Consider the following 19887-nt stretch of genomic DNA (forward strand, 5'->3'; position numbering starts at 1 on the left):
ATCATGAGCAGCACCTTCAGCCAGGCGGGCGTCGCCCGCGTCGAGAGCGTCATCAAGCTCATCGCACAGACGTGCGTCGACAACGAGAAGTACTTCAGCGACCTGGACGCCGTCGCCGGCGACGGTGACTTCGGATACTCGCTCGCTCGCGGATTCGAGAACGTCATCGCCGAATGGGACGAGTACGACCGGTCGGATCTCGGCACCTTCATTCAGAAGGTCGCGACAACGATGTCCGGCCGCATCGGCGGTACGTCCGGCCCGATCTGGGGCACCGCGTTCCTGCGCGCCGCTATCTCCGTGAAAGACAAGAACGACATCACCCAGGCCGATGTGGTCGCGATGCTCCGCTCAGCCATCGAGGGCATCATGAAGCGAGGTGGCGCATCCCTGGGAGACAAGACGCTGCTCGACGCTCTGGTCCCGCTCACCGATGCCATCGAGGCGGACCTCGATAAGGGTCTGGACGGCAAGGCCGTCGCTCAGCACGCAGCCGAGGTCGCACGCACCGCCGCCGAAGAGACCGCGAAGCTCGAGGCACATCGAGGCCGCGCGTCCTACATCGGTGAGCGCAGCATCGGCTCCCCCGACCCGGGCGCCATCGCGATGGCAGTGCTCGCCGAGCGCATCGCCGAGACCTGGTAACGACTTACCCTCCCTCCACCCCCCATCCGACACAAAGAAGTGAGAACACAATGAAGAAGTTCATCAACGACCCGAAGGCGTTCGTTCCGGAGATGCTGAAGGGCCTGGCCCTGGCGAACCCTGACACGCTCACGTACGACCCGAAGTACAACCTCATCGTCCGCGCCGATGCGCCCAACAACGACAAGGTCTCCATCATCCAGGGCTCCGGCTCCGGCCACGAGCCCGCACACGTGATGATTGTCGGCAAGGGCATGCTGGACGCCGCCTGCCCCGGTGACGTGTTCGCCGCCCCGCCCACCGATTTCGTCGTCGAGGCCGCACGCCGCGTCAAGAGCGACAAGGGTGTGCTGCTGCTGGTGAACAACTACACCGGCGACAAGATGGCATTCGAAATGGCAGAAGAGCTCGCGGCCGCAGAGGGCATCAAGGTGCGCACCCTCTTCATCGACGACGACGTCGCAGTGAAGGACTCGCTGTACACCATCGGTCGCCGCGGCGTCGCCGGCAACTTCTTCGTCATCAAGGCCGTCGGCGCTGCCGCTGAGGCCGGCAAGGACCTCGACGAGATCGTCCGGATCGGCGAGAAGGTCAACGCCGTCACCCGCACCATGGGCGTGGCGCTCACCGCCTGCACCCCGCCCGCCAAGGGCGAGCCGCTGTTCGAGATCGGCGACGACGAGATCGAAGTCGGCATCGGTATCCACGGTGAGCCCGGCCGTGCACGTCAGAAGTGGGTCCCGGCGAACGAGATCGTCGACCTGCTTCTGGAGCCCATCGTGAGCGACATCCCCTACAGCAGCGGCGATGACGTCGCGCTGATGGTGAACGGTCTCGGTGGCACCCCCATCAGCGAGCTGTACCTTCTGTACGGCATCGCACACGAGAAGCTCGCGGCCCAGGGAATCACCCCAACCCGTAGCTATGTCGGCGAGTACTGCACCTCGCTGGACATGGCGGGCGCGTCCATCACGCTTGTCAAGCTTGACGACGAGATTCGCGAACTTCTCGAGGCTCCCGCGGAGATCCCGATCCGCACCTTCTGAGGAGCCCCCCGCTGTTCGGCGTAGGTCACGCTGCGCCGCACAGTCCCGTACCGAGCGCGCCCGGGTAGACCGCGATTGACCTTCCACCTTCTACCCGGGCGCCGCCCCCTCGCACCACCATCTGTGACCACGCGCACCCGAGCGCGTGGTTTGACCTGCGCGGACGCAGACGTCCGCGGAAAGGAAACACCATGGACCTCGGATTGATCTTCCTCTCCGAAACGGTCGGAACGGCCCTGCTACTTCTGCTGGGTTGCGGAGTCGTCGCCAACGTCTCCCTCATCAAGAGCAAGGGTCTCGGATCAGGATTCCTCGCGGTCAGCATCGGTTGGGGTCTCGCCGTCTTCGCTGGAGTCACGGCATCGTACTCCTCGGGCTCGCACCTCAACCCGGCCGTCAGCATCGCCCTGCTGATCCTCGGAAACATCACATTCGTGCAGTTCCTCGTCTACATTGCCGCTCAGCTCGTCGGTGCCATGCTCGGAGCGCTCCTGGTCTGGATCACATACCGGCGCCACTTCGACGAAGAGCCCGACCCCGCCACGAAGCTCGGCGTCTTCTCGACCGGTCCTGCCATCCGTGCCTACGGCTCCAACCTCGTCACGGAGGTCATCGGAACGTTCGTCCTCGTGTTCGGCATCCTCGCCTTCACCAATGGAGGCACCCCCGCGGAACTCGGCGCCCTGCCCGTCGCCTTCCTGGTCATCGCTATCGGTATCAGCCTCGGCGGCCCCACCGGTTACGCCATCAACCCCGCGCGCGACCTCGGGCCTCGCATCATTCACGCCATCCTCCCCATCAAGGGCAAGGGCACCTCCGACTGGGCGTACTCCTGGGTGCCCGTGGCCGGCCCGCTCATCGGAGGCGCGCTCGCCGCCGCGCTCTCCATCGCACTGCTTCCCGTCGCCTGACGGGAACTTTCAACCCCTCGGCCGGCCCATGTCTGTCAGGCCTTCATCGGGGCCGACCGAGGCTCCACCCCAGTCGTCGCTCACGCGACGCCTAACACCCGCAACACCTGACCTTCAATGAAGAGGAGACACCATGTCGAACCCCAAGATCCAGGACACCATCACCCTTGAGGACGCTCGCCGCGTCATCGATGCCGCCATCGCGCGCGCTGAGGAGATCGGACAGCCCCAGGACATCGCCGTCGTGGACGCCGGAGGCAACCTCAAGGCACACGTGCGGATGGATACTGCGAACATCGGCAGCATCCACATCGCCATCAACAAGGCGTACACGTCCATCGCTTTCCAGACCCAGACCAAGGACCTCACCGAGGCAACGCGCCCGACGGGCGACCTGTACGGACTCAACGACGCTCACGGTGGCCGTATCGTCGTGTTCCCCGGGGGCATTCCGCTGGTCCGCGACGGCGTCATCGTCGGAGCCATCGGAGTGTCCACCGGTAGCATCGAGGAAGACCAGACTGTGGCTGAGGCCGGAGCCGCCGCACTCTGACTTCGGACCGCACGAGCTGGCGCCGATCCCTGATGAGCGGTGTCCGATCTCACGAGAACCTCAACTCCACCCAGCCGTCAGCACAAGACGGCCAGCAACGCTAGTCAATCGGGGTAGCGACGGTCGCCTCCCACAGCTCGCCAGCCGGGAGTACGGCGTCTTCCAACGGTGCCGCCCGCACGCCCACGAACCCCGCGCCTGCATCGACACCGACTAGGGCGTGTCTGACATTGCCTTTGTCCAGGCGATGACGGCGTTGAGGACCACGGCAGCGCGGTAGATGACGGCGTGTTTGTCGAAGCGGGTGGCGAGGCCGCGCCATTGCTTGGTGTGGCAATAGCGGCGCTCGATCACATTGCGGTTCTTGTAGTCGGCGGCGTCAAGCCCGACCGGCCTGCCGCCGCGTGACCCGCGACGCTTGCGATGCCCCTTCTGATCGTCGGGTTCGGGGATCACCGCCTTGATCCCGCGAGAGCGGAGGTGCCCGCGGATCGCGCGTGATGAGTACGCCTTGTCACCGCGGACCGCGTCCGGACGAGTTCGCGGCCGGCCAACGTCCCGGTCAACGCGCAGCTGCGCCATGAGCGGCAGGAACATCGGGGAGTCGCCGGCCTGCCCCGGCGTGATCAGCGTGACCAGTGGCAGCCCGTTGCCGTCGACGAGTTGATGGATCTTCGTCGACAGCCCGCCGCGGGAGCGGCCGATGCCATGATCAGGCGGCTCGATCAGCAGATTCGTGTAGTTCGACCCAGCCCCCTGTGGTGCGAGTCGTGTTCGTCGCGTGCTGATGCGCGCGGGCGACGGTCGAGTCCACCGACAGCGACCAATCGATCAACCCCGCCGCGTCGGCCGCGGCGGTCAGCTTCGCCTGCACCTTGTCCCAGGTACCGGCGGCGGCCATCCGGTGATGCCACGTCCACACCGTCTGCCACGGCCCGAACACCTCGGGTAAGTCCCGCCACGCGATCCCGCACCGGTACCGGTAGATGATCGCCTCGACCATCAGCCTCGCGTCAGAGAACTTCCGCCCCGGCCGCCCGGTCGGACGCGGCAACATGTCCTCGATCAACGACCACTGAGCATCCGAGAGCAACCGAAACCTAGACACGCGTCGAGACTCTCAGCCTGAGCCGTCAACCTTTGTCAGACACGCCCTAGCTCGTCAGGGACTAGATGTCCCACTTCTTGCGGTTGCATGGTGCGCAGAGCAGGATGCAATTTTCGGCGATGGTCTTGCCGCCCTTACTCCACGGGAGCTTGTGGTCGGCGTGCATCTCGTGCAGCTCGAAGTGCTCGCCGCAGCTGGGGCAGATTCCCGCCTGCTGTTCGTAGGCGGTCTGACGCATCCGAGCATCGAACGCACGGATACTCAGGTGCTTTTCGGCGCCGGTCAGCACGTAGGTGTAGACGCCCCTGTGATTGGTCACGTCGGGGTCAGCTATCAGCCTTGACACCTCGGCCTCGAGGATGTCGGAATCGAGGTCGGCGTCCTTGAACTGGTTGTAGAGCGGACCCCAATCAACCGAGGTCATCACGGAACGCTTTCTCGGGAAGGTCGCCTGCAGGTCGCGATTGAGGCTCTCGAACTCGGCCCGCACACGCGCGAAATCACTCGGGATGTCCTCCGCAAGCGTCAGAACCTCGCGCACCCGCTCCATGGCTCGCTCCGGATCGAGCGTCGGCGCCTCACCCCGATTGACCGCCTCGATCTCGGCATCGATCCGCTCTCTCTGCTCCTCGAGACGGGCGATCCGGGTGCGTGCATCCGGGTCGGAGTCGACGGCGAGCCGGTGCAGCTGGTCGGCGATGCTTGTCAGACGGGATTCCGTCGCCGTCTGCCGCGGTTGTGCCAGCTGGTTCAGAAGGCGGATCGCGGCGAGGGCCGCGGGAGACAACTCGAACGTCTCGCCGCGACTCGACTCGGCCGGGCGACGCACGAGGTATCCGGCCTGCCGCCAATCGGTGCAGTATGCGCGCGCAGTGAGAGGAAGGTCGAAGCCGTGCGCACGCAGGTCGTCGAGGTCGACATCGATTCGCTCATACAGCTCCTCGCTCTCGATGCGGCGCTCCTCTCCGCCCAGATGCGCGTCCAGGATCGCCGCGATCACCGGCGCGTTGTCGGCGCGCAGCAGACGCCACGCCTCGTTCTCGTCGAGGAGTCTGGTGAGCGCATGAGCCTGCGCCAGAGCTCCCATCGCCTCACCCTCCGTTCCGGCCTGCTCCCGGGTCAATCTTGGGGCATGGCGCGGACATTCTTCAGTCCGGGCATGCGCGTACCGAGCTCGAAGCCGCCGGCACCCACTGAGCTAGCTGTTGCGGCCCTGCTTCTCGCGGATGAGGTCGAGCGCGATCACCGATCCGATGACGGCGGCGCGCTGCGCGTCGCTCAGGCCGTCGGCCAGCTGCACCACGTAGGTCGACTTGCCGAGCAGGGCGTTGCTCATGCCCGACCACTGCCGCGACACGGTCGCCATGACGCCGTGCGCGCCCACCACCCGGAACTCGAAGCCCCACAGGTTGCCCTCGAGCTCGATCGGCTCGCCCATCAGGTCGACCGAGACGCGCGTCTTGAAGAACGTGATCCGCTTGACGAGGCTCGCGAGCGGATTCCCCTGACCGTCGAGGATCTCCATGCGGTCGCGCCCGAGCGTCATGGTGTCCTTCACCTGGATGATCGGGTTGCCGGGGCCGTCGAACACGGTGAGCTCGCGGGCGCCCACGAGCATCCGGCCCATCGCGCTGCCGCCGGTCTCGACGTGGGCGACCTGCTGTCCCTGACCGTCCAGGATCGCGAAGTCGTTCTTCGAGAAGTTCCTCGTCTGCTGGAAGACGAGCACGTTGTTGCGCAGGAGCGACATGCGACCGATCCTTCCACCCCCGCGCGTTCACCGCACGGTCTATCGGATGTCGGCGGCGGATGCCATGATCCAGACGTGACCGGGCATTCCGGCCCGGCGCTCAGCGACGAGGGGATCGGATCATGGCGTTCAAGGTTTCGCCGTACATGGGCTTCAACGGGCGGGCGGCCGACGCGCTCGCGTTCTACCAGGCGGTGTTCGGCGGCTCGCTCGACATCACCCGCTACCGCGACATGCCGATGGAGGACATGCCGGGCGACCCGGACTGGGTGATGCACGGCCAGCTCGAGCTGGAGAACGGCATCACGCTCATGGCGGCCGACGGCCCGGAGGCCCGCACGAGCGGCAACGTCGAGGTCTGCCTCTACGGCGACGACGAGGCCGAGCTCGAGCGCTGCTTCGAGGCGCTGAGCGACGGCGGCACGGTCGAGCGCCCCTTCGAGCCGGCGCCGTGGGGCAGCTACTTCGGCCAGGTGAAGGACCAGTTCGGCATCGTCTGGATGCTCGAGGGCGGCAGCACGGGCGACCAGCCCGCGGAGTGACGCGCGCCGCCCGGGTTGCGGAACCGATCGGTTGCGGAGCGGAGCGCCGGAGGCCGCGCAGATGAAGCGACCACCGCAACACACCCGCTTCACCCACGCACAGGCCCACCGGCAGACTGGCACGCATGGATCCTCTCGACGCGCTCACCGAGATCGCCTTCCTGTTGGAGCGCGAGCGGTCGTCGCGCTACAAGTCGAAGGCCTTCCGCACCGCGGCCGACGTCATCGCGGGGCTCACCGCCGAGGAGCTGAACGATGCCGCGGCCCTGCGCCGGCGGCCCGGCATCGGGGAGACGACGTTCCGCGTGATCCAGGAGGCGCTCGCGGGCGAGGTGCCGTCCTACCTCGCGGAGCTGCGCACCCGCACGGGCGTGGCCGGGCGCAGCGCGCTGCGGGAGGCCCTGCGGGGCGACCTGCACTGCCACTCCGACTGGTCAGACGGCCTCACGCCGATCGACGCGATGTCGGCGGCGGGGCGGCGCCTCGGGCACGAGTACCTGGCGCTCACCGATCACTCCCCGCGCCTGCGCGTCGCCAACGGCCTCTCGGCCGAACGCCTGGAGCGGCAGCTCGAGGTCGTGGCCACGCAGTCGGGCGACGGCTTCACCCTGCTCAGCGGGATCGAGGTCGACATCCTCGCCGACGGCGGGCTGGACCAGGACGACGCGCTGCTGGACAGGCTCGATGTCGTGGTGGCGAGCGTCCATTCCGAGCTGCGGATGGACGCGGGGAGCATGACGAGGCGGATGCTCGCCGCCGTCCGGAACCCGCGCACCGATGTCCTGGGCCACTGCACGGGGCGGCTCGTCGAGGGGTCGCGGGGCACACGCCCGCCCTCGGAGTTCGATGCGCGAGCGGTGTTCGAGGCCTGCGCGGAGCACGGCGTGGCCGTGGAGATCAACTCGCGACCCGAGCGGCAGGATCCGCCCGACGAGCTCCTCGCGCTCGCCCTCGAGCTCGACTGCCTCTTCTCGATCGACAGCGACGCCCACGCCCCCGGGCAGCTGTCGCTGCTGGACTACGGGGCCGAGCGCGCCGAGCGCGCGGGTGTGCCGGCCGACCGCATCATCACGACGTGGCCGCTCGAGCGGCTGCGCACCTGGCTCGACCGCGACCGCGGGTGAGCCACCGCTACTCCCCCGTGCCGAGCTCCTCCGAGCCGATGGGGGTGAGCGCGTCGGGCAGGTCGCCGTCGGCGGGCTCGAAGGTCTCCACCTCGACCTCTCCCCGCAGCCGAGCCACGGCCTCGCGGAACTGCTCGTCCAGCGCCGCGACGGCGCGCTCGGCATCGCCGTCGCGGAGGGCGCCGATCAGCGAGCGATACGTCTCGGACACCTCGCGGCGCACCGAGTACCCGTCGGGCGCGCTGAACGCGGCGATGCGCGTCTCGAGCGCCAGCGTGGTCATCGCGCGGCTCAGACGCGGGCTGCCCGAGGCGTCGACCAGCGTCTGGTGGAACTCGAGATCCGCGTTGCCCGCGTCGATCGCGTCGTCGCCGGCGCTGCGACGTACCAGATCCTCGTACGCGCGCTCGATCGCATCGACCGACGACATCCGCTCGTCGCGCACGATCCTCCGGATGGCCTGCCCCTCCACCGCCAGCCGCGCCTCGTAGACGTCGGCCACCTCCTCGGGCCCGATGGTGGTCACCCGCAGCCCGCGTCCGGGCACCGAGGTCAGCACGCCTTCCTCGACGAGGCGCTGCGCGGCCTCGCGCAGCGGTCCGCGGCTCACGCCGAGCTGCTCGGCGATCTCCACCTCGCCGATCTGCGCGCCGACGGGCAGCGCACCCGAGCGGATGGCCTTGCGCAGCTCCACCGCGATGAGATGGGCCGTCGAGGTGCGCGCCACCCGGAAGACGGAGCTCTGGCTCCCTCGCGCCCTGCCGGTCATCCCCGTCCTTCCGTTCCGCTGCCTGCGCCGATCCTAATCGCCTCCTTCGCCTCCATCCGGACCCTGCCGTCTCATGGTAACGATACGGTATATCTGTCAACAATCAGCGCCGTCGAATGTACATGTGTACGCAAACTCCGTAAGGTGATCGACGGCCCACCCGAGGGTCGCCGGTGCAACGCGCCGCAGCACAGAGAAGAGGAGCATCGATGACGAAGCGGACCCTGACCACGATCGGAATGTCGACCGCGGCGGTGGCGGCCCTGGCACTCGCCGGCTGCTCCTCGACCGCGAACGACCCCGACGCCAGCACGCTTGAGCGCGCACAGGAGGAGGGCAGCATCACCCTCGCGGTGGCCTCCGAGCGCCCCTACTCATGGGTGGACGAGAGCGGCGAGCCCACCGGCGCCACCATCGCGATGCACAAGGAGATCTTCGGCAACCTCGGCATCGACGACATCGAGGTCGAGGAGGTCGCCTGGGACAACCTCATCCCCGGTCTCAACGCCGGCCGCTGGGACGTCATCAGCGCGGGCATGTCGATCCTTCCCGACCGCTGCGCCGAGGCGGCGTTCAGCGAGCCGGAGATCATGTACACCACCGCGCTGGCCGTGCCGGTCGGCAACCCGCAGGGCCTCACGGATCTCGACTCGGTCGCCGCGGCCGACGGCGTGACGCTCGCGGTGCAGTCGGGTGCGATCGAGGACGGCTACGCCGACGAGCTCGGGATCTCGGACAAGATCGAGGTCGACACCGCCAGCTCCGGCCTCGAGGCCGTGCAGACCGGGCGCGCCGACGCCTTCGCGCTCACCGCCGTGTCGCTCAACTGGATGACCGAGGACATGGACGACCTCGAGACCACGGAGCCGTTCGTGCAGGAGATCGACGGCGTCGAGCAGATCGGCGCGGGCTCGACCGTGTTCCGCAAGCAGGACACCGCGCTGCTCGAGGCCTACAACGCCGAGCTCGAGAAGATCAAGGGCGACGAGCAGGCCTACCTGGACCTCGTGGAGCCGTTCGGCTTCACCGCCGAGAACCTGCCGCCGGCCGACCTGACCGCCGAGCAGCTCTGCGCCGGCGAGCTCGAGTAAGCGGGGCGCGGACCACTCGTGACCGATAATCTCGAGGCGCTCGGGAGGGCGCTGCCGCGGATCCTCGACGGGTTGCTGATCACCCTCGAGCTCACCGTGGGCGGCGCTCTCCTGGCGTTCGTCGTCGCCGTCGTCTTCGGGCTGCTCGCCCGCTTCCAGAACATCCTGATCCGCGGCATCGCGCGCGTCTTCATCGAGTTCTTCCGGGGCACGTCGCTGCTCGTGCAGCTGTTCTTCCTGTTCTTCGTGCTGCCGCTGCCGCCCATCAACCTCGAGATGGAGCCGGTGCTCGTGGGCATCGTCGCGCTGGGCCTGAACTACGGCGCGTACGGCGCCGAGGTGGTGCGCGGATCGATCAATGCGGTTCCCGCAGGGCAGTGGGAGGCGACGACGGCCCTGAGCCTGTCGCGCTTCCAGCGCATGCGCCGGGTGATCTTCCCCCAGGCGTGGGCGCTCATGATCCCGTCGCTGAACAACCTGCTGATCCAGCTGCTCAAGGGCACGGCGGCCGTGTACCTCATCACGATCGTCGACCTGACGGCCGAGCTGAACAGGCTGCGCGTCGACACCGACGTGTTCTTCGCATACAGCATCGGCCTCATCCTGTACTTCGCCCTGGCCTACCTGCTGAGCCTCGTCATGAACGCGCTCGAGGTGCGCGCCAAGCACCGCCTCGGGCAGGGCGAGTCGCTGCGTGAAGCGCTGCGCTTCGCGAAGGCCGACACGAAGGGGACCGCCGCATGATCGACGAGAGCCCCTGGAACTGGGACCACGCGCTCGCGGCGCTGCCGCAGCTGCTGCAGGGCTTCTTCACCGTCACGCTGCTCGTGACGGTGGTCGGCAGCACCATCGCCGCGCTGCTCGGCCTCGTCGTCGCGCTCGTGCGCCGCACGGCGCCGCGCCCCGTCGCCGGCGTCGTCGCGTTCGTCATGAACTTCGTGCGGATGACGCCCATCGTCGTGCAACTGCTGTTCGCGTACTACGCCCTCACGAGCGTGCCGCCGATCGTGCTGGGGATCGTCATCTTCGGCATCCACTACGCCAGCTACATGGCCGAGGTGTACCGGGCCGGGATCGACGCCGTGCCGCGCGGCCAGTGGGAGGCCGCCACGGCCCTGTCGATGTCGCCGCGGCGCACGTGGACCGCCGTCGTCATCCCGCAGGCGGTGCGATCGACCCTGCCGGCGCTCGGCAACTACGTGATCTCGATGTTCAAGGACACGCCGTTCCTCGCGGTCATCACCGTGACCGAGCTCGTGCGCGCCGCGCAGCTGTACGGCGGCCAGCACTTCCGCTACATCGAGGCGATCACCCTCGCGGGCCTCATCTTCCTGGCCGCGAGCTACCCGACATCCGTCCTCATCGGGCGATTGGAGAAGCGACTTGCCTACCGTTCCTGAGACCCACACCGGAGCCATCGCGCTGAGCGACGGCGAGGTGCCGGCCATCCGATTCGACAAGGTCGAGAAGCGGTTCGGCGACCACGTCGTGCTACACGACCTCGACTTCACTGTGCGCCGGGGCGACCGCGTCACGCTCATCGGCCCGAGCGGATCGGGGAAGACGACGATCCTGCGCCTCCTCATGACGCTCGAGGAGGCCGACGCGGGGTACATCCTCATCGACGGGCAGCCGCTGACGCACGCCCGTCGCGGCGACCGGCGCGTGGCGCTCAAGGAGAAGCACCGCAACGAGATGCGCAAGCGCATCGGCATGGTGTTCCAGCAGTTCAACCTCTTCCCGAACATGACGGTGATGCAGAACATCATCGAGGCGCCCGTGCACGTGCTCGGGCTGTCGAAGGACGAGGCGATCGCCCGCGGCCGGCAGCTGCTGGAGAAGGTCGGCCTGCCCGACAAGGAGGACGCGCACCCCACCTCGCTGTCGGGCGGGCAGCAGCAGCGCGTGGCGATCGCCCGCGCCCTCGCCATGGAGCCCGAGATCCTGCTTCTCGACGAGGTCACGAGCGCGCTGGACCCCGAGGTCGTCGGCGAGGTCCTGAACATCCTCCGCGACGTCGCCGCCACCACCGACGTGACGATGCTCATCGTCACGCACGAGATGCAGTTCGCGCGCGACGTGTCCAACCGGGTGCTGATGTTCGACGGCGGCCGGATCGTGGAGGAGGGCTCCCCGGAGAAGATCTTCGGCTCCCCCGACGAGCAGCGCACGAAGGACTTCCTCTCCGCCGTGCTCTGAGCGCTGCGCCCTGACCGGGCCCCTCAGCTGAAGCTCGCCGCGACGCCGTTGCGGTGGTACTCGAAGATGAGGCTCGTCCGGGTCGCGGCGACGAACGCCTGCGTCGACAGGTTGTCGACGACGAACTGCCGCACCTCGCTGGAGTCGCCCACGGCGATGTGCACCATGAAGTCGTCGGTGCCGCCCAGGAAGAACAGCTGCACGACCTGCGGCAGCGCGCGCACCTCGTCCGCGAAGCTCACGATGCTGTCGTGCCGTGTGCCGCCGCGCAGCGTCACGCCGATGATCGCCTGCAGGCCCCGCCCGAGCCGGCGGTGGTCGACGCTCGCGTGGAAGCCCGTGATCACGCCCCGCTCCACGAGCGATCGCGTGCGGGCGTGCGCGGTGGACGGCGCGATGTCGAGCGCGGCGGCGAGGCCGGCGTTCGTGATGCGGCCGTCGCGCTCCAGGATCTCCACGATCCGCTGGTCCGTCTCGTCGAGCTCGATGGGCCGAAGCTTCTTCGGATCGGATGGCCCCAGCGCATCGGTCATGCAGGCGAGCGTACGCGGTGAACACAGGATGTCGAAGGATCTTCGCCCGTTACGCGACGGAAACGAATCTCCTGCGATCCTCGACGCAACCGCACACCCGTGTCGCTGAACGAGGAGCCCCGATGCGCGTCGGCATTCCCACCGAGATCAAGAACAACGAGAACCGCGTGGCCATCACGCCCGCGGGGGTCGACGCCCTGGCGCGGCGCGGACACGAGGTGCTCGTGCAGGCCGGCGCCGGCGCCGGCTCGCGCATCTCGGACGCCGACTTCGCCGCCGCGGGCGCCCGGATCGTGCCGAGCGCCGCCGACGTGTGGGGCGATGCCGAGCTGCTCGTGAAGGTGAAGGAGCCGATCGCCGAGGAGTACCCGCACCTGCGCGACGACCTCACGCTCTTCGCCTACCTGCACCTCGCGGCCGACCGTCCGCTCACCGACGCGCTCGTCGCCGCCGGCACCACGGCCGTCGCCTACGAGACGGTGCAGCTGCCCGACCGGTCGCTGCCGCTGCTCACCCCCATGAGCGAGGTCGCCGGCCGCCTGTCGATCGCCGTCGGCTCGTACCACCTGATGCGCGCGCAGGGCGGGCGCGGCGCCCTGCTGGGCGGCGTGGCCGGCACGCGCCGCGGCAAGGTCGTCGTCATCGGCGGCGGGGTCGCCGGCGAGCACGCCGCCGCGAATGCGCTCGGCCTCGGCGCGCAGGTGACCGTGCTCGACGTGAACCTGCCGCGGCTGCGCGAGCTGGAGCACCGCTACGGCAACGGCCTGCAGACCGCGCACTCCACGCGCTACGCCATCGCCGAGGCGCTGGCCGACGCGGATCTCGTGATCGGGTCGGTGCTCATCCCCGGCGCTGCCGCGCCGAAGCTCGTCACCGACGACATGGTCGCGGGCATGAAGCCCGGCGCCGTGCTCGTCGACATCGCGATCGACCAGGGCGGCTGCTTCGAGGGATCGCACGCGACGACCCACGACGACCCGACCTTCGCGGTGCACGACACCCTCTACTACTGCGTCGCCAACATGCCCGGTGCCGTGCCCGAGACCTCGACGCGCGCGCTCACGAACGCCACGCTGCCGTACCTCACCGCGATCGCCGACCGCGGCTGGGACGCGGCCGCGGCGGCCGACGCGGCCCTCGCCAAGGGCCTGAACGTGCGGGCCGGCAAGGTCACGAACGCGGGCGTCGCGAGCGCCTTCGGCTACGCCCTGGCCAGCTGATCCGCCTCAGCTCTCGTCGCGCTCCTGCGCCAGCTCGTCCACGATGAGGCTCTCGGGGTTGTAGGTGCCGTTGCGGTACGCCTGCCGGCCCACCATGTGCGCCGACAGCGGGGCCGTCGCCAGCTGGATGAGCACGACCGGCACGAGCATCGCCAGCACCGGCCACGACCGCATCGTGAGGGCGATCGCCGTGGCGATCAGCAGCAGCCCGAGCACCTGCGGCTTCGTCGCCGCGTGCAGACGCGAGAGCACGTCGCCCAGACGCAGCAGGCCCAGCGACGCGACGAGGCACAGCAGCGCGCCGGCCAGCACGAGCACCAGCGCGACGGCGTCGAGCACGGATTCGAGGGTCACTGGTCCCTCCTCGCCACGAAACGGGCCACCGCCACGGTGCCGAAGACGCCGACGGCCGCGATGATCAGCATGATGGGCAGCGTCTCGGTGTGACGGTTGATCACCATCTCGGCCCCGATCAGGCACATCACCTCGGTGAGCAGCACATCGCTCGCCACGGCGCGATCCAGGATCGACGGCCCGCGCACGAGGCGCACGAGCGCGATCGCCGCCGCCGCGGCGAAGACCACGGCGATGATCGTCACGAGCACGCCCGTCATTCCGCACCTCCCGCATCCGCGTGATCCGGATCCGCGCGATCCGCGATGGGCTCGGCGCCGTCGCGCAGCGCGCGCAGCTGAGCCCTCGTGCCCACGGCCGCGACGGCGCGCTCCTCCCAGTGCTGCACGCGACGGCGCTGCGCCTCGACCGCCGCCTCGTCCCTCATGCCGATCGCGTGCAGGTAGACCACCCGGCGCTCGCGGTCCGCCTCGATCACCGTGGATCCGGGGATCAGGGAGGAGGCGACGGCGACGTGCGTCATGATCAGGTCGTCGTCCACGCGCAGCGGCACCCGGATGATGGCGGCGCGCGTCGGGCCGGGGCGCAGCACCTCCCACGTCACGCTCAGCGCACCCTGGACGAGCTCGACGAGGAACGTCACCCCGAACACCACGCCGTACCAGAGGTTGACGCGCCCCGACATCTGGGCGGCGGGAAGCCGGAACCACGTGCTCACGAAGATCGCGACGAGCACGCCCGTGATGAGCGCGAGCATGGTGAGCTGCCCCCACAGCAGCATCCAGAGCACGACCAGCCAGACGAAGAACGGCAGCTGACGCCAGAACAGCTTCAGACGGGCACGGAGATCGATCACGGCTGCGCCTCCGCATCATCGAGCTCGACGAGCGAGATGGGCTGGAGCAGCGATTGGCCGATCCGGTCGCAGATGGCGTACAGCGGCCCGGCGAACACCGTCAGCCCCACCGAGAGCACGACCATGCCGGCCGTCGCGGCCGTCATGATGCGCGGGATCACCCGGCGCTCGCTCTGCTGCTGCGCCTCGGGCGATCCGCCGAGGTAGGCGATGCGCGCCTCCGTCTCGCTCGAGTCCTCCTGCTCGCGCCAGAACGACAGGTTCCACGCCCGCATCAGCGCGTACAGCGTGAGAAGGGACGTGACGATCCCGCCCACGATGAGCACGTACATCAGCGGATCGCCCTGCTCGGCGGCCGCGTCGAACAGCGCGTACTTGCCCAGGAAGCCCGAGAAGGGCGGCAGCCCGCCGAGGTTCAGGGCGGGGATGAAGTAGAGCACGGCGATGAGCGGAGCGGTCGCCATGAGCCCCTTGACCTTCAGGATCGACGTCGACCCGGCGCGGCGCTCGATGAGTCCGACCGCGAGGAACAGCGTCGTCTGCACGACGATGTGGTGGACCATGTAGTAGATCGTCGCGCCGACGGCGGCCTCGGTGCTGATCGCGAGCCCGAACACCATGTAGCCGACGTGGCTCACGAGCGTGAACGAGAGGATCCGCTTCAGCTCGGCCTGCGCCACGGCGCCGAGGATGCCGACGATCATCGTCGCGAGCGCGACGATCAGCAGCAGCGGATTGATGTCGCTGTCGTGGAACAGCTGCGTCTCCGTGCGGATGAGCGCGTACACGCCCACCTTCGTCAGCAGGCCCGCGAACACGGCCGTGACGGGCGCGGGCGCCGTCGGATACGAGTCGGGCAGCCAGAACGACAGCGGGAACACCGCCGCCTTGATGGCGAAGGCCAGCACGAGCAGCAGGTGCAGCAGCAGCTGCACGTCGTCGGGCAGCTCGACCATGCGCTCGGCGATGTGCGCCATGTTCACCGTGCCGAGCGCGCCGTAGATCATCGCGATCGCCGAGAGGAACAGGATGCTCGACACGAGCGATACGACGATGTACACGGTGCCGGTGCGGATGCGCGACTCCGTGCTGCCGAGCGTGATGAGCACGTACGAGGCCACGAGCAGGATCTCGAAGCCCACGTAGAGGTTGAACAGGTCGCCGGCGATGAAGGCGTCGAAGATGCCCGCCGCGAGGATGAGGTAGGAGGGGTGGAAGATCGACACGGGCGTCTCGTCGTCGCCGTCCGCGGCGCCCTGGCCGACCGAGAACAGGAGGACGGCGAGCAGCACGACGCTCGAGACGGCCACGAGCAGGGCCGACAGCCGGTCGACGTACAGCACGATGCCGAAGGGCAGGTCCCAGCCCGCCACGCTCACGGCGAGGGGGTTGCCGGCATCGACGACGAGCAGCAGCACGACGGCGATGACGAAGGTCAGCGTGAGCGTGGCGATCGACACGCTCACCTGCCAGCGTCGGTGATGGCCGAGGACGAGCGTGACGGCCGCTCCCAGCAGGGGCAGCACCACGAGCATCGGCACGAGGAGGCTCCAGCTCATCGCTTCCCCTCCCCCTCGCCGGATCCGCCGGCATCCGATCCGCCGGCCGCCGATCCGTCCCCGTCGTTCGGCCCGTCGTCCGACCCGTCGACGCCGTATGCGCCCGTCGGCATATCCACGGGCGCGTCCTCCGCGATCGCCGACATGTCGGCCGATCCGAGCACGCGCAGCGGGATGGGCGCGCCGTCGACGAACTCCGTCGTCGCCTCGTCCTCGGTGGCGGCGTCCTCCGCCTCGTCCTCCATGGCGTCCTCGGTGCCCGCCGCGGTCTCGCGCAGCGCCAGGTCCTCGGCGTCGTCCATGACGGTGTCGGCCTGGCCCAGCTGCCACGAGCGGTAGATGAGGGCCAGCAGGAACGCGCTCACGGCGAAGGTGATGACGATGGCCGTGAGCATGAGCGCCTGCGGCAGCGGATCGCTCTGCGGCTCGTCCGCGCCGTAGAACGGCGCCGTCCCCGGGAAGCCCATGACGATGAGCAGCAGCAGGTTCGTCGCGTTCCCCAGCAGCAGGAACCCGATGAGCACGCGCGTCAGGCTGCGCTCGAGCATGGCGTAGACGCCGCCGGCGTACAGCGCGGCCATGACGATCACGAGGGTGAGCGAGACGCTCATCGCGTCACCTCCACGCCGCCGGTGTGGGCATCGGGCGACGGCGAGCTGTGGAACGTCTTGTCCGAGGACTCCTTCAGCTGCTTGTCGACCTCGGCCCCGAGGCTGCGCAGCACGTCGAGCACGAGCCCGATGACGACCAGGTAGACGCCCATGTCGAAGATCGTCGAGCTGACGAACTCGATGTGGCCGACCACCGGCAGGTCGGCCTCCCACACCGCCCGGGTGAGCGGGTCGAGGCCGAAGAGCATGGGGGCGAGCGCCGTGCCGACGGCCAGGATCATGCCCACGCCCAGCAGCTGGCCGGCGTCGCCCGGCGCGGCCGCGCCCAGCTCCCAGCGCCCGCCGGCCACGTAGCGCATGACGAGGGCCATGCCCGCCACGAGGCCGCCGGCGAAGCCGCCGCCCGGCAGGTTGTGGCCGGCGAAGAGCAGGTAGATCGACACGACGATGATCGTGTGGAACAGGACCCGCACGACCACCTCGAGGATGATCGAGCGCGATTCGGCGCGCAGCTTCTGACCGCCCACGAGCCAGGCGCGCGGGCTGTCGCGGTTGTCGGCCGTCTGCGGGCGCAGGCCGTCGGTGGTCTCGACGAGCGGCCGGCGCGAGGCCTTGTTCGCGGCGATCCGGCTGCGCAGCGGCAGCCGCCGGCTCAGGCGGGTGAGGGTGTTGTCGGTGCGATGCGTCACGAACACGAGCGAGGCGACGCCCGTCGCGGCGAGCACGAGCACCGACAGCTCGCCCATCGTGTCCCACCCGCGCAGGTCGACCAGCGCGACGTTGACGACGTTCTTGCCGTGCCCGATCTCGTACGCGAGCTCGGTCCACGACGCCGACACCGGTTCGTGCACGCGCGCGCCCGTGGCGATGACGACGAGGAACGCCATGGTCACGCCGACGGCGACGCCGATCACGGCGCGCAGCAGCGGCACCGAGCTGCCGCTGTGGGCGCCCAGCCGCGAGGGCAGCCGGCGCAGCACGAGCGCGAACGCCACGAGCGTGACCGCCTCGACGAGCACCTGCGTGAGCGCGAGATCGGGCGCGCCCATGCTCGCGAACAGGGCGACCATGCCGAGGCCCGTGACCGAGACGAGCACGACGCCCGTGTAGCGCTTGCGGGCCATCACGGCGATGATCCCCGCGAGGATCATGATCGGTGCGGCGGCGAGCTGGAGGGGGTGCTGCCAGGCGTCGAGCTCGACGCGCCACTCGCGGCCCGCGAGCAGCACCGTGCCCTCGGCCGCGATGAAGACGAGGAACACCGTGCCGACGTAGATGGGGAGCGATCCGCGCTGCGTGAAGCGCGTGACGATCACCGACAGGCGATCGACGGCGCGCACGGCGAGGAAGTACACGTCCGATGCCGTGAACGGCAGCACCCGGCCGGACGCGTCCCAGCGGCTCGCACGGGCGGCCCAGAACACGAGCGCGCCGAGGGCGAGCGTGCCGAGCGAGATGAACAGCGCGGGCTGCAGGCCGTGCCACAGCACGAGGTGCCCGTGCGCCTCGCCCGGTGCCGTATCGGCGTACGGCACGAGGAGCCGCTCGATCCACGGCCCCGCGAATCCGCCCGCGAGCGCCAGGACGGCCAGGGTGATGGGGGCGGCGAGGAAGCCGAGCGGCGGATCGGGCCACTCGGTCGTGGGCCGGGGGTGCCCGGCCCCGTCGCGCTTGACCCAGAAGGCGCCCCACAGGAAGCGGATGCCGTAGGCCACCGTGAGCACCGACCCGAGCGACACCCCGATGAGCGCGGCCCAGCCCCACCCGCCGCCGGCGAGCGCGTCGTCGACGAGCGCGGTGAGCGCGGCCTCCTTGGCGACGAAGCCGAGCGTGGGTGCGACGCCGGCCATCGACGCCACGGCCACGAGCGAGACGATCGCCATCGTGGGCGCCTGCCGCGCGAGCCCGCTGAGCTCGTCCACGTCGCGCGTGGACAGCTGCCGGTCGATGACGCCGACGACGAGGAAGAGCGTCGACTTGAACAGGGCGTGCGCGAGCACGAGCGCCCCGCCCGCGAGCGCCGCGTCGCGCGTGCCGAAGCCCACGACGACCGCGATGAACCCGAGCTGGCTCACGGTGCCGAACGCGAGGATGCGCTTCAGGTCGTTCTCGCGCAGGGCCTGGACGCCGCCGAGCAGCATCGTGAGCAGCCCGAGCGAGACGACGATGGGCCGCCACGGCCCCGTCTCGGCGAAGAAGGGCGCGAACAGGGCGAGCAGGTAGACGCCCGCCTTCACCATGGCCGCCGCGTGCAGATAGGCGCTCACCGGCGTGGGCGCCGCCATCGCGCCGGGCAGCCAGAAGTGGAAGGGGAAGATGGCCGACTTGCTCAGCGCGCCCACGAGCACGAGCACGAGCGCCGTGTTCACCATCGCGCCCGCCGGCGGATCGGCGAGCAGGGCCGAGATGCTCGTCGTGCCGCTGACGGCGACGAGCATCACGACGCCCACGAGCATCACGAGCCCGCCGAGCGTCGTCACGAGGAGCGCCTGCAGCGCGGCGCGGCGGCTTGCGGCGCGCAGGTGGTTGTGCCCGATCAGGAGGTACGACAGGATGCTCGTCGCCTCCCAGAACATCACGAGCAGCACGAGGTCGTCCGTGAGCACGAGCCCGTACATCGCTCCGGCGAACGCGAGCAGCACGCCGGCGAAGCGCCCGATCCCGTCGGCCGTGCCGCGGAAGTAGACGACGCAGTAGATCATCACGAGGGCGCCGACGCCCGTGACGATGAGCGCCATCAGCGCCCCGAGCGCGTCGAGCTGCATGGAGAGGTGGATGTCGAGCGCCTCGATCCACACCCACGACTCGGTGACGACCCCGCCGCCCGCCACGAACGGCAGCTGCAGCACCGTGTGCACGAAGGCCGCGAGGGGGAACACGGCGGCGACGAGGAAGACGAGGGGGCCGAGCGGCCGCGCGAGCAGCGCCGTGAGGACGGAGCCCACCGCGAACGACAGCAGCAGAGCGAGCATGGGCGGCTCCTCTCGCTCTGCCGAGCAGGGGTCATCGTGGGCTT

General features: G+C 69.2%; 22 protein-coding genes. 11 read left to right on the forward strand and 11 right to left on the reverse strand.

What is annotated here, in order from left to right:
* The first annotated feature begins 3 nt into the window (after nucleotides 1–3).
* The 4 genes from dhaL to ACYVJ0_RS03420 all read left to right on the forward strand — a co-directional run bounded on the left by dhaL (nucleotide 4) and on the right by ACYVJ0_RS03420 (nucleotide 3155).
* Entirely contained in the window at nucleotides 4–645 is a 642-nt protein-coding gene (dhaL, locus tag ACYVJ0_RS03405) for a dihydroxyacetone kinase subunit DhaL (protein ID WP_460816010.1), read from the forward strand.
* A gap of 50 nt (nucleotides 646–695) precedes the next feature.
* On the forward strand, nucleotides 696–1691 hold the full coding sequence (gene dhaK, locus ACYVJ0_RS03410; RefSeq protein WP_068751136.1) for a dihydroxyacetone kinase subunit DhaK: 996 nt from the start codon (nucleotides 696–698) through the stop codon (nucleotides 1689–1691).
* A gap of 191 nt (nucleotides 1692–1882) precedes the next feature.
* Nucleotides 1883–2602: an MIP/aquaporin family protein gene (locus tag ACYVJ0_RS03415; RefSeq protein ID WP_042540857.1), complete on the forward strand. Its 720-nt coding sequence runs from the start codon at nucleotides 1883–1885 to the stop codon at nucleotides 2600–2602.
* Between the two features lie 133 nt (nucleotides 2603–2735).
* Complete coding sequence (locus ACYVJ0_RS03420) at nucleotides 2736–3155, forward strand: GlcG/HbpS family heme-binding protein (RefSeq protein WP_042540859.1); 420 nt, start codon at nucleotides 2736–2738, stop codon at nucleotides 3153–3155.
* Nucleotides 3156–3368: 213 nt separating this feature from the next.
* Here ACYVJ0_RS03420 and ACYVJ0_RS03425 read toward each other — a convergent pair.
* The 3 genes from ACYVJ0_RS03425 to ACYVJ0_RS03435 all read right to left on the reverse strand — a co-directional run bounded on the left by ACYVJ0_RS03425 (nucleotide 3369) and on the right by ACYVJ0_RS03435 (nucleotide 6013).
* A protein-coding gene (locus tag ACYVJ0_RS03425; protein WP_156145919.1) for an IS5 family transposase occupies nucleotides 3369–4263 on the reverse strand; the annotation gives its coding sequence in 2 pieces (ribosomal slippage) (nucleotides 3369–3911 and nucleotides 3913–4263; 894 coding nt in all).
* Between the two features lie 61 nt (nucleotides 4264–4324).
* Nucleotides 4325–5350, reverse strand: coding sequence for a DUF3375 family protein (locus ACYVJ0_RS03430; RefSeq protein WP_460816012.1), 1026 nt, complete (start codon nucleotides 5348–5350; stop codon nucleotides 4325–4327).
* Nucleotides 5351–5461: 111 nt separating this feature from the next.
* The gene (locus ACYVJ0_RS03435) at nucleotides 5462–6013 is read right to left on the reverse strand and encodes an LURP-one-related/scramblase family protein (protein ID WP_460816013.1); all 552 of its coding nucleotides are present in this window, start codon (nucleotides 6011–6013) and stop codon (nucleotides 5462–5464) included.
* 122 nt (nucleotides 6014–6135) lie between these two features.
* Here ACYVJ0_RS03435 and ACYVJ0_RS03440 point away from each other — a divergent pair, with 122 nt between their 5' ends.
* Both ACYVJ0_RS03440 and ACYVJ0_RS03445 read left to right on the forward strand, forming a co-directional pair.
* A complete protein-coding gene (locus ACYVJ0_RS03440) occupies nucleotides 6136–6555 on the forward strand; it encodes a VOC family protein (RefSeq protein WP_460816014.1) in 420 nt (139 codons plus the stop codon).
* Nucleotides 6556–6680: 125 nt separating this feature from the next.
* The gene (locus ACYVJ0_RS03445) at nucleotides 6681–7679 is read left to right on the forward strand and encodes a PHP domain-containing protein (protein ID WP_460816016.1); all 999 of its coding nucleotides are present in this window, start codon (nucleotides 6681–6683) and stop codon (nucleotides 7677–7679) included.
* 7 nt (nucleotides 7680–7686) lie between these two features.
* On the opposite strand, the gene ACYVJ0_RS03450 is transcribed toward ACYVJ0_RS03445, so the two are convergent.
* A complete protein-coding gene (locus ACYVJ0_RS03450; protein WP_460816017.1) occupies nucleotides 7687–8448 on the reverse strand; it encodes a GntR family transcriptional regulator in 762 nt (253 codons plus the stop codon).
* 209 nt (nucleotides 8449–8657) lie between these two features.
* On the opposite strand from ACYVJ0_RS03450, the gene ehuB reads away from it, so the two are divergent.
* From ehuB to ehuA, 4 genes are read left to right on the forward strand one after another with little or no spacing between them, the layout of a single operon-like run.
* Nucleotides 8658–9539 (forward strand): ectoine/hydroxyectoine ABC transporter substrate-binding protein EhuB, encoded by an 882-nt coding sequence (ehuB, locus tag ACYVJ0_RS03455; protein WP_460816019.1) that lies wholly within the window; start codon nucleotides 8658–8660, stop codon nucleotides 9537–9539.
* An 18-nt stretch (nucleotides 9540–9557) separates the two neighbouring features.
* Complete coding sequence (ehuC, locus tag ACYVJ0_RS03460; RefSeq protein WP_449853013.1) at nucleotides 9558–10283, forward strand: ectoine/hydroxyectoine ABC transporter permease subunit EhuC; 726 nt, start codon at nucleotides 9558–9560, stop codon at nucleotides 10281–10283.
* Nucleotides 10280–10939: an ectoine/hydroxyectoine ABC transporter permease subunit EhuD gene (ehuD, locus tag ACYVJ0_RS03465; protein WP_460816020.1), complete on the forward strand. Its 660-nt coding sequence runs from the start codon at nucleotides 10280–10282 to the stop codon at nucleotides 10937–10939. The genes ehuC and ehuD overlap by 4 nt, the downstream gene beginning before the upstream one ends.
* Complete coding sequence (gene ehuA, locus ACYVJ0_RS03470) at nucleotides 10923–11738, forward strand: ectoine/hydroxyectoine ABC transporter ATP-binding protein EhuA (RefSeq protein WP_449853011.1); 816 nt, start codon at nucleotides 10923–10925, stop codon at nucleotides 11736–11738. Before ehuD ends, ehuA begins: the two co-directional genes overlap by 17 nt.
* A gap of 23 nt (nucleotides 11739–11761) precedes the next feature.
* Here ehuA and ACYVJ0_RS03475 read toward each other — a convergent pair whose 3' ends face one another.
* Nucleotides 11762–12271: an Lrp/AsnC family transcriptional regulator gene (locus tag ACYVJ0_RS03475; protein WP_460816022.1), complete on the reverse strand. Its 510-nt coding sequence runs from the start codon at nucleotides 12269–12271 to the stop codon at nucleotides 11762–11764.
* 122 nt (nucleotides 12272–12393) lie between these two features.
* On the opposite strand from ACYVJ0_RS03475, the gene ald reads away from it, so the two are divergent.
* The gene (gene ald / locus ACYVJ0_RS03480) at nucleotides 12394–13491 is read left to right on the forward strand and encodes an alanine dehydrogenase (protein ID WP_460816024.1); all 1098 of its coding nucleotides are present in this window, start codon (nucleotides 12394–12396) and stop codon (nucleotides 13489–13491) included.
* Nucleotides 13492–13497: 6 nt separating this feature from the next.
* On the opposite strand, the gene mnhG is transcribed toward ald, so the two are convergent.
* Genes mnhG through ACYVJ0_RS03510 form a run of 6 tightly spaced genes read right to left on the reverse strand, consistent with a single transcriptional unit; the run spans nucleotide 13498 to nucleotide 19843 of the window.
* Nucleotides 13498–13845 (reverse strand): monovalent cation/H(+) antiporter subunit G, encoded by a 348-nt coding sequence (mnhG, locus tag ACYVJ0_RS03485; RefSeq protein WP_460816026.1) that lies wholly within the window; start codon nucleotides 13843–13845, stop codon nucleotides 13498–13500.
* Complete coding sequence (locus ACYVJ0_RS03490) at nucleotides 13842–14105, reverse strand: monovalent cation/H+ antiporter complex subunit F (protein WP_449853007.1); 264 nt, start codon at nucleotides 14103–14105, stop codon at nucleotides 13842–13844. The genes mnhG and ACYVJ0_RS03490 overlap by 4 nt, the downstream gene beginning before the upstream one ends.
* A complete protein-coding gene (locus ACYVJ0_RS03495) occupies nucleotides 14102–14701 on the reverse strand; it encodes a Na+/H+ antiporter subunit E (RefSeq protein ID WP_460816028.1) in 600 nt (199 codons plus the stop codon). The genes ACYVJ0_RS03490 and ACYVJ0_RS03495 overlap by 4 nt, the downstream gene beginning before the upstream one ends.
* Nucleotides 14698–16260, reverse strand: a complete 1563-nt coding sequence (locus tag ACYVJ0_RS03500) for a Na+/H+ antiporter subunit D (protein WP_460816030.1) — start codon at nucleotides 16258–16260, stop codon at nucleotides 14698–14700. The genes ACYVJ0_RS03495 and ACYVJ0_RS03500 overlap by 4 nt, the downstream gene beginning before the upstream one ends.
* On the reverse strand, nucleotides 16257–16871 hold the full coding sequence (locus ACYVJ0_RS03505) for a Na(+)/H(+) antiporter subunit C (protein WP_460816031.1): 615 nt from the start codon (nucleotides 16869–16871) through the stop codon (nucleotides 16257–16259). Before ACYVJ0_RS03505 ends, ACYVJ0_RS03500 begins: the two co-directional genes overlap by 4 nt.
* Nucleotides 16868–19843 carry a Na+/H+ antiporter subunit A gene (locus tag ACYVJ0_RS03510; RefSeq protein ID WP_460816033.1) on the reverse strand — a complete coding sequence of 992 codons (2976 nt, stop codon included), beginning with the start codon at nucleotides 19841–19843 and terminating at the stop codon, nucleotides 16868–16870. Before ACYVJ0_RS03510 ends, ACYVJ0_RS03505 begins: the two co-directional genes overlap by 4 nt.
* Nucleotides 19844–19887: the final 44 nt, after the last annotated feature.

Source organism: Microbacterium petrolearium (genome assembly GCF_054782875.1).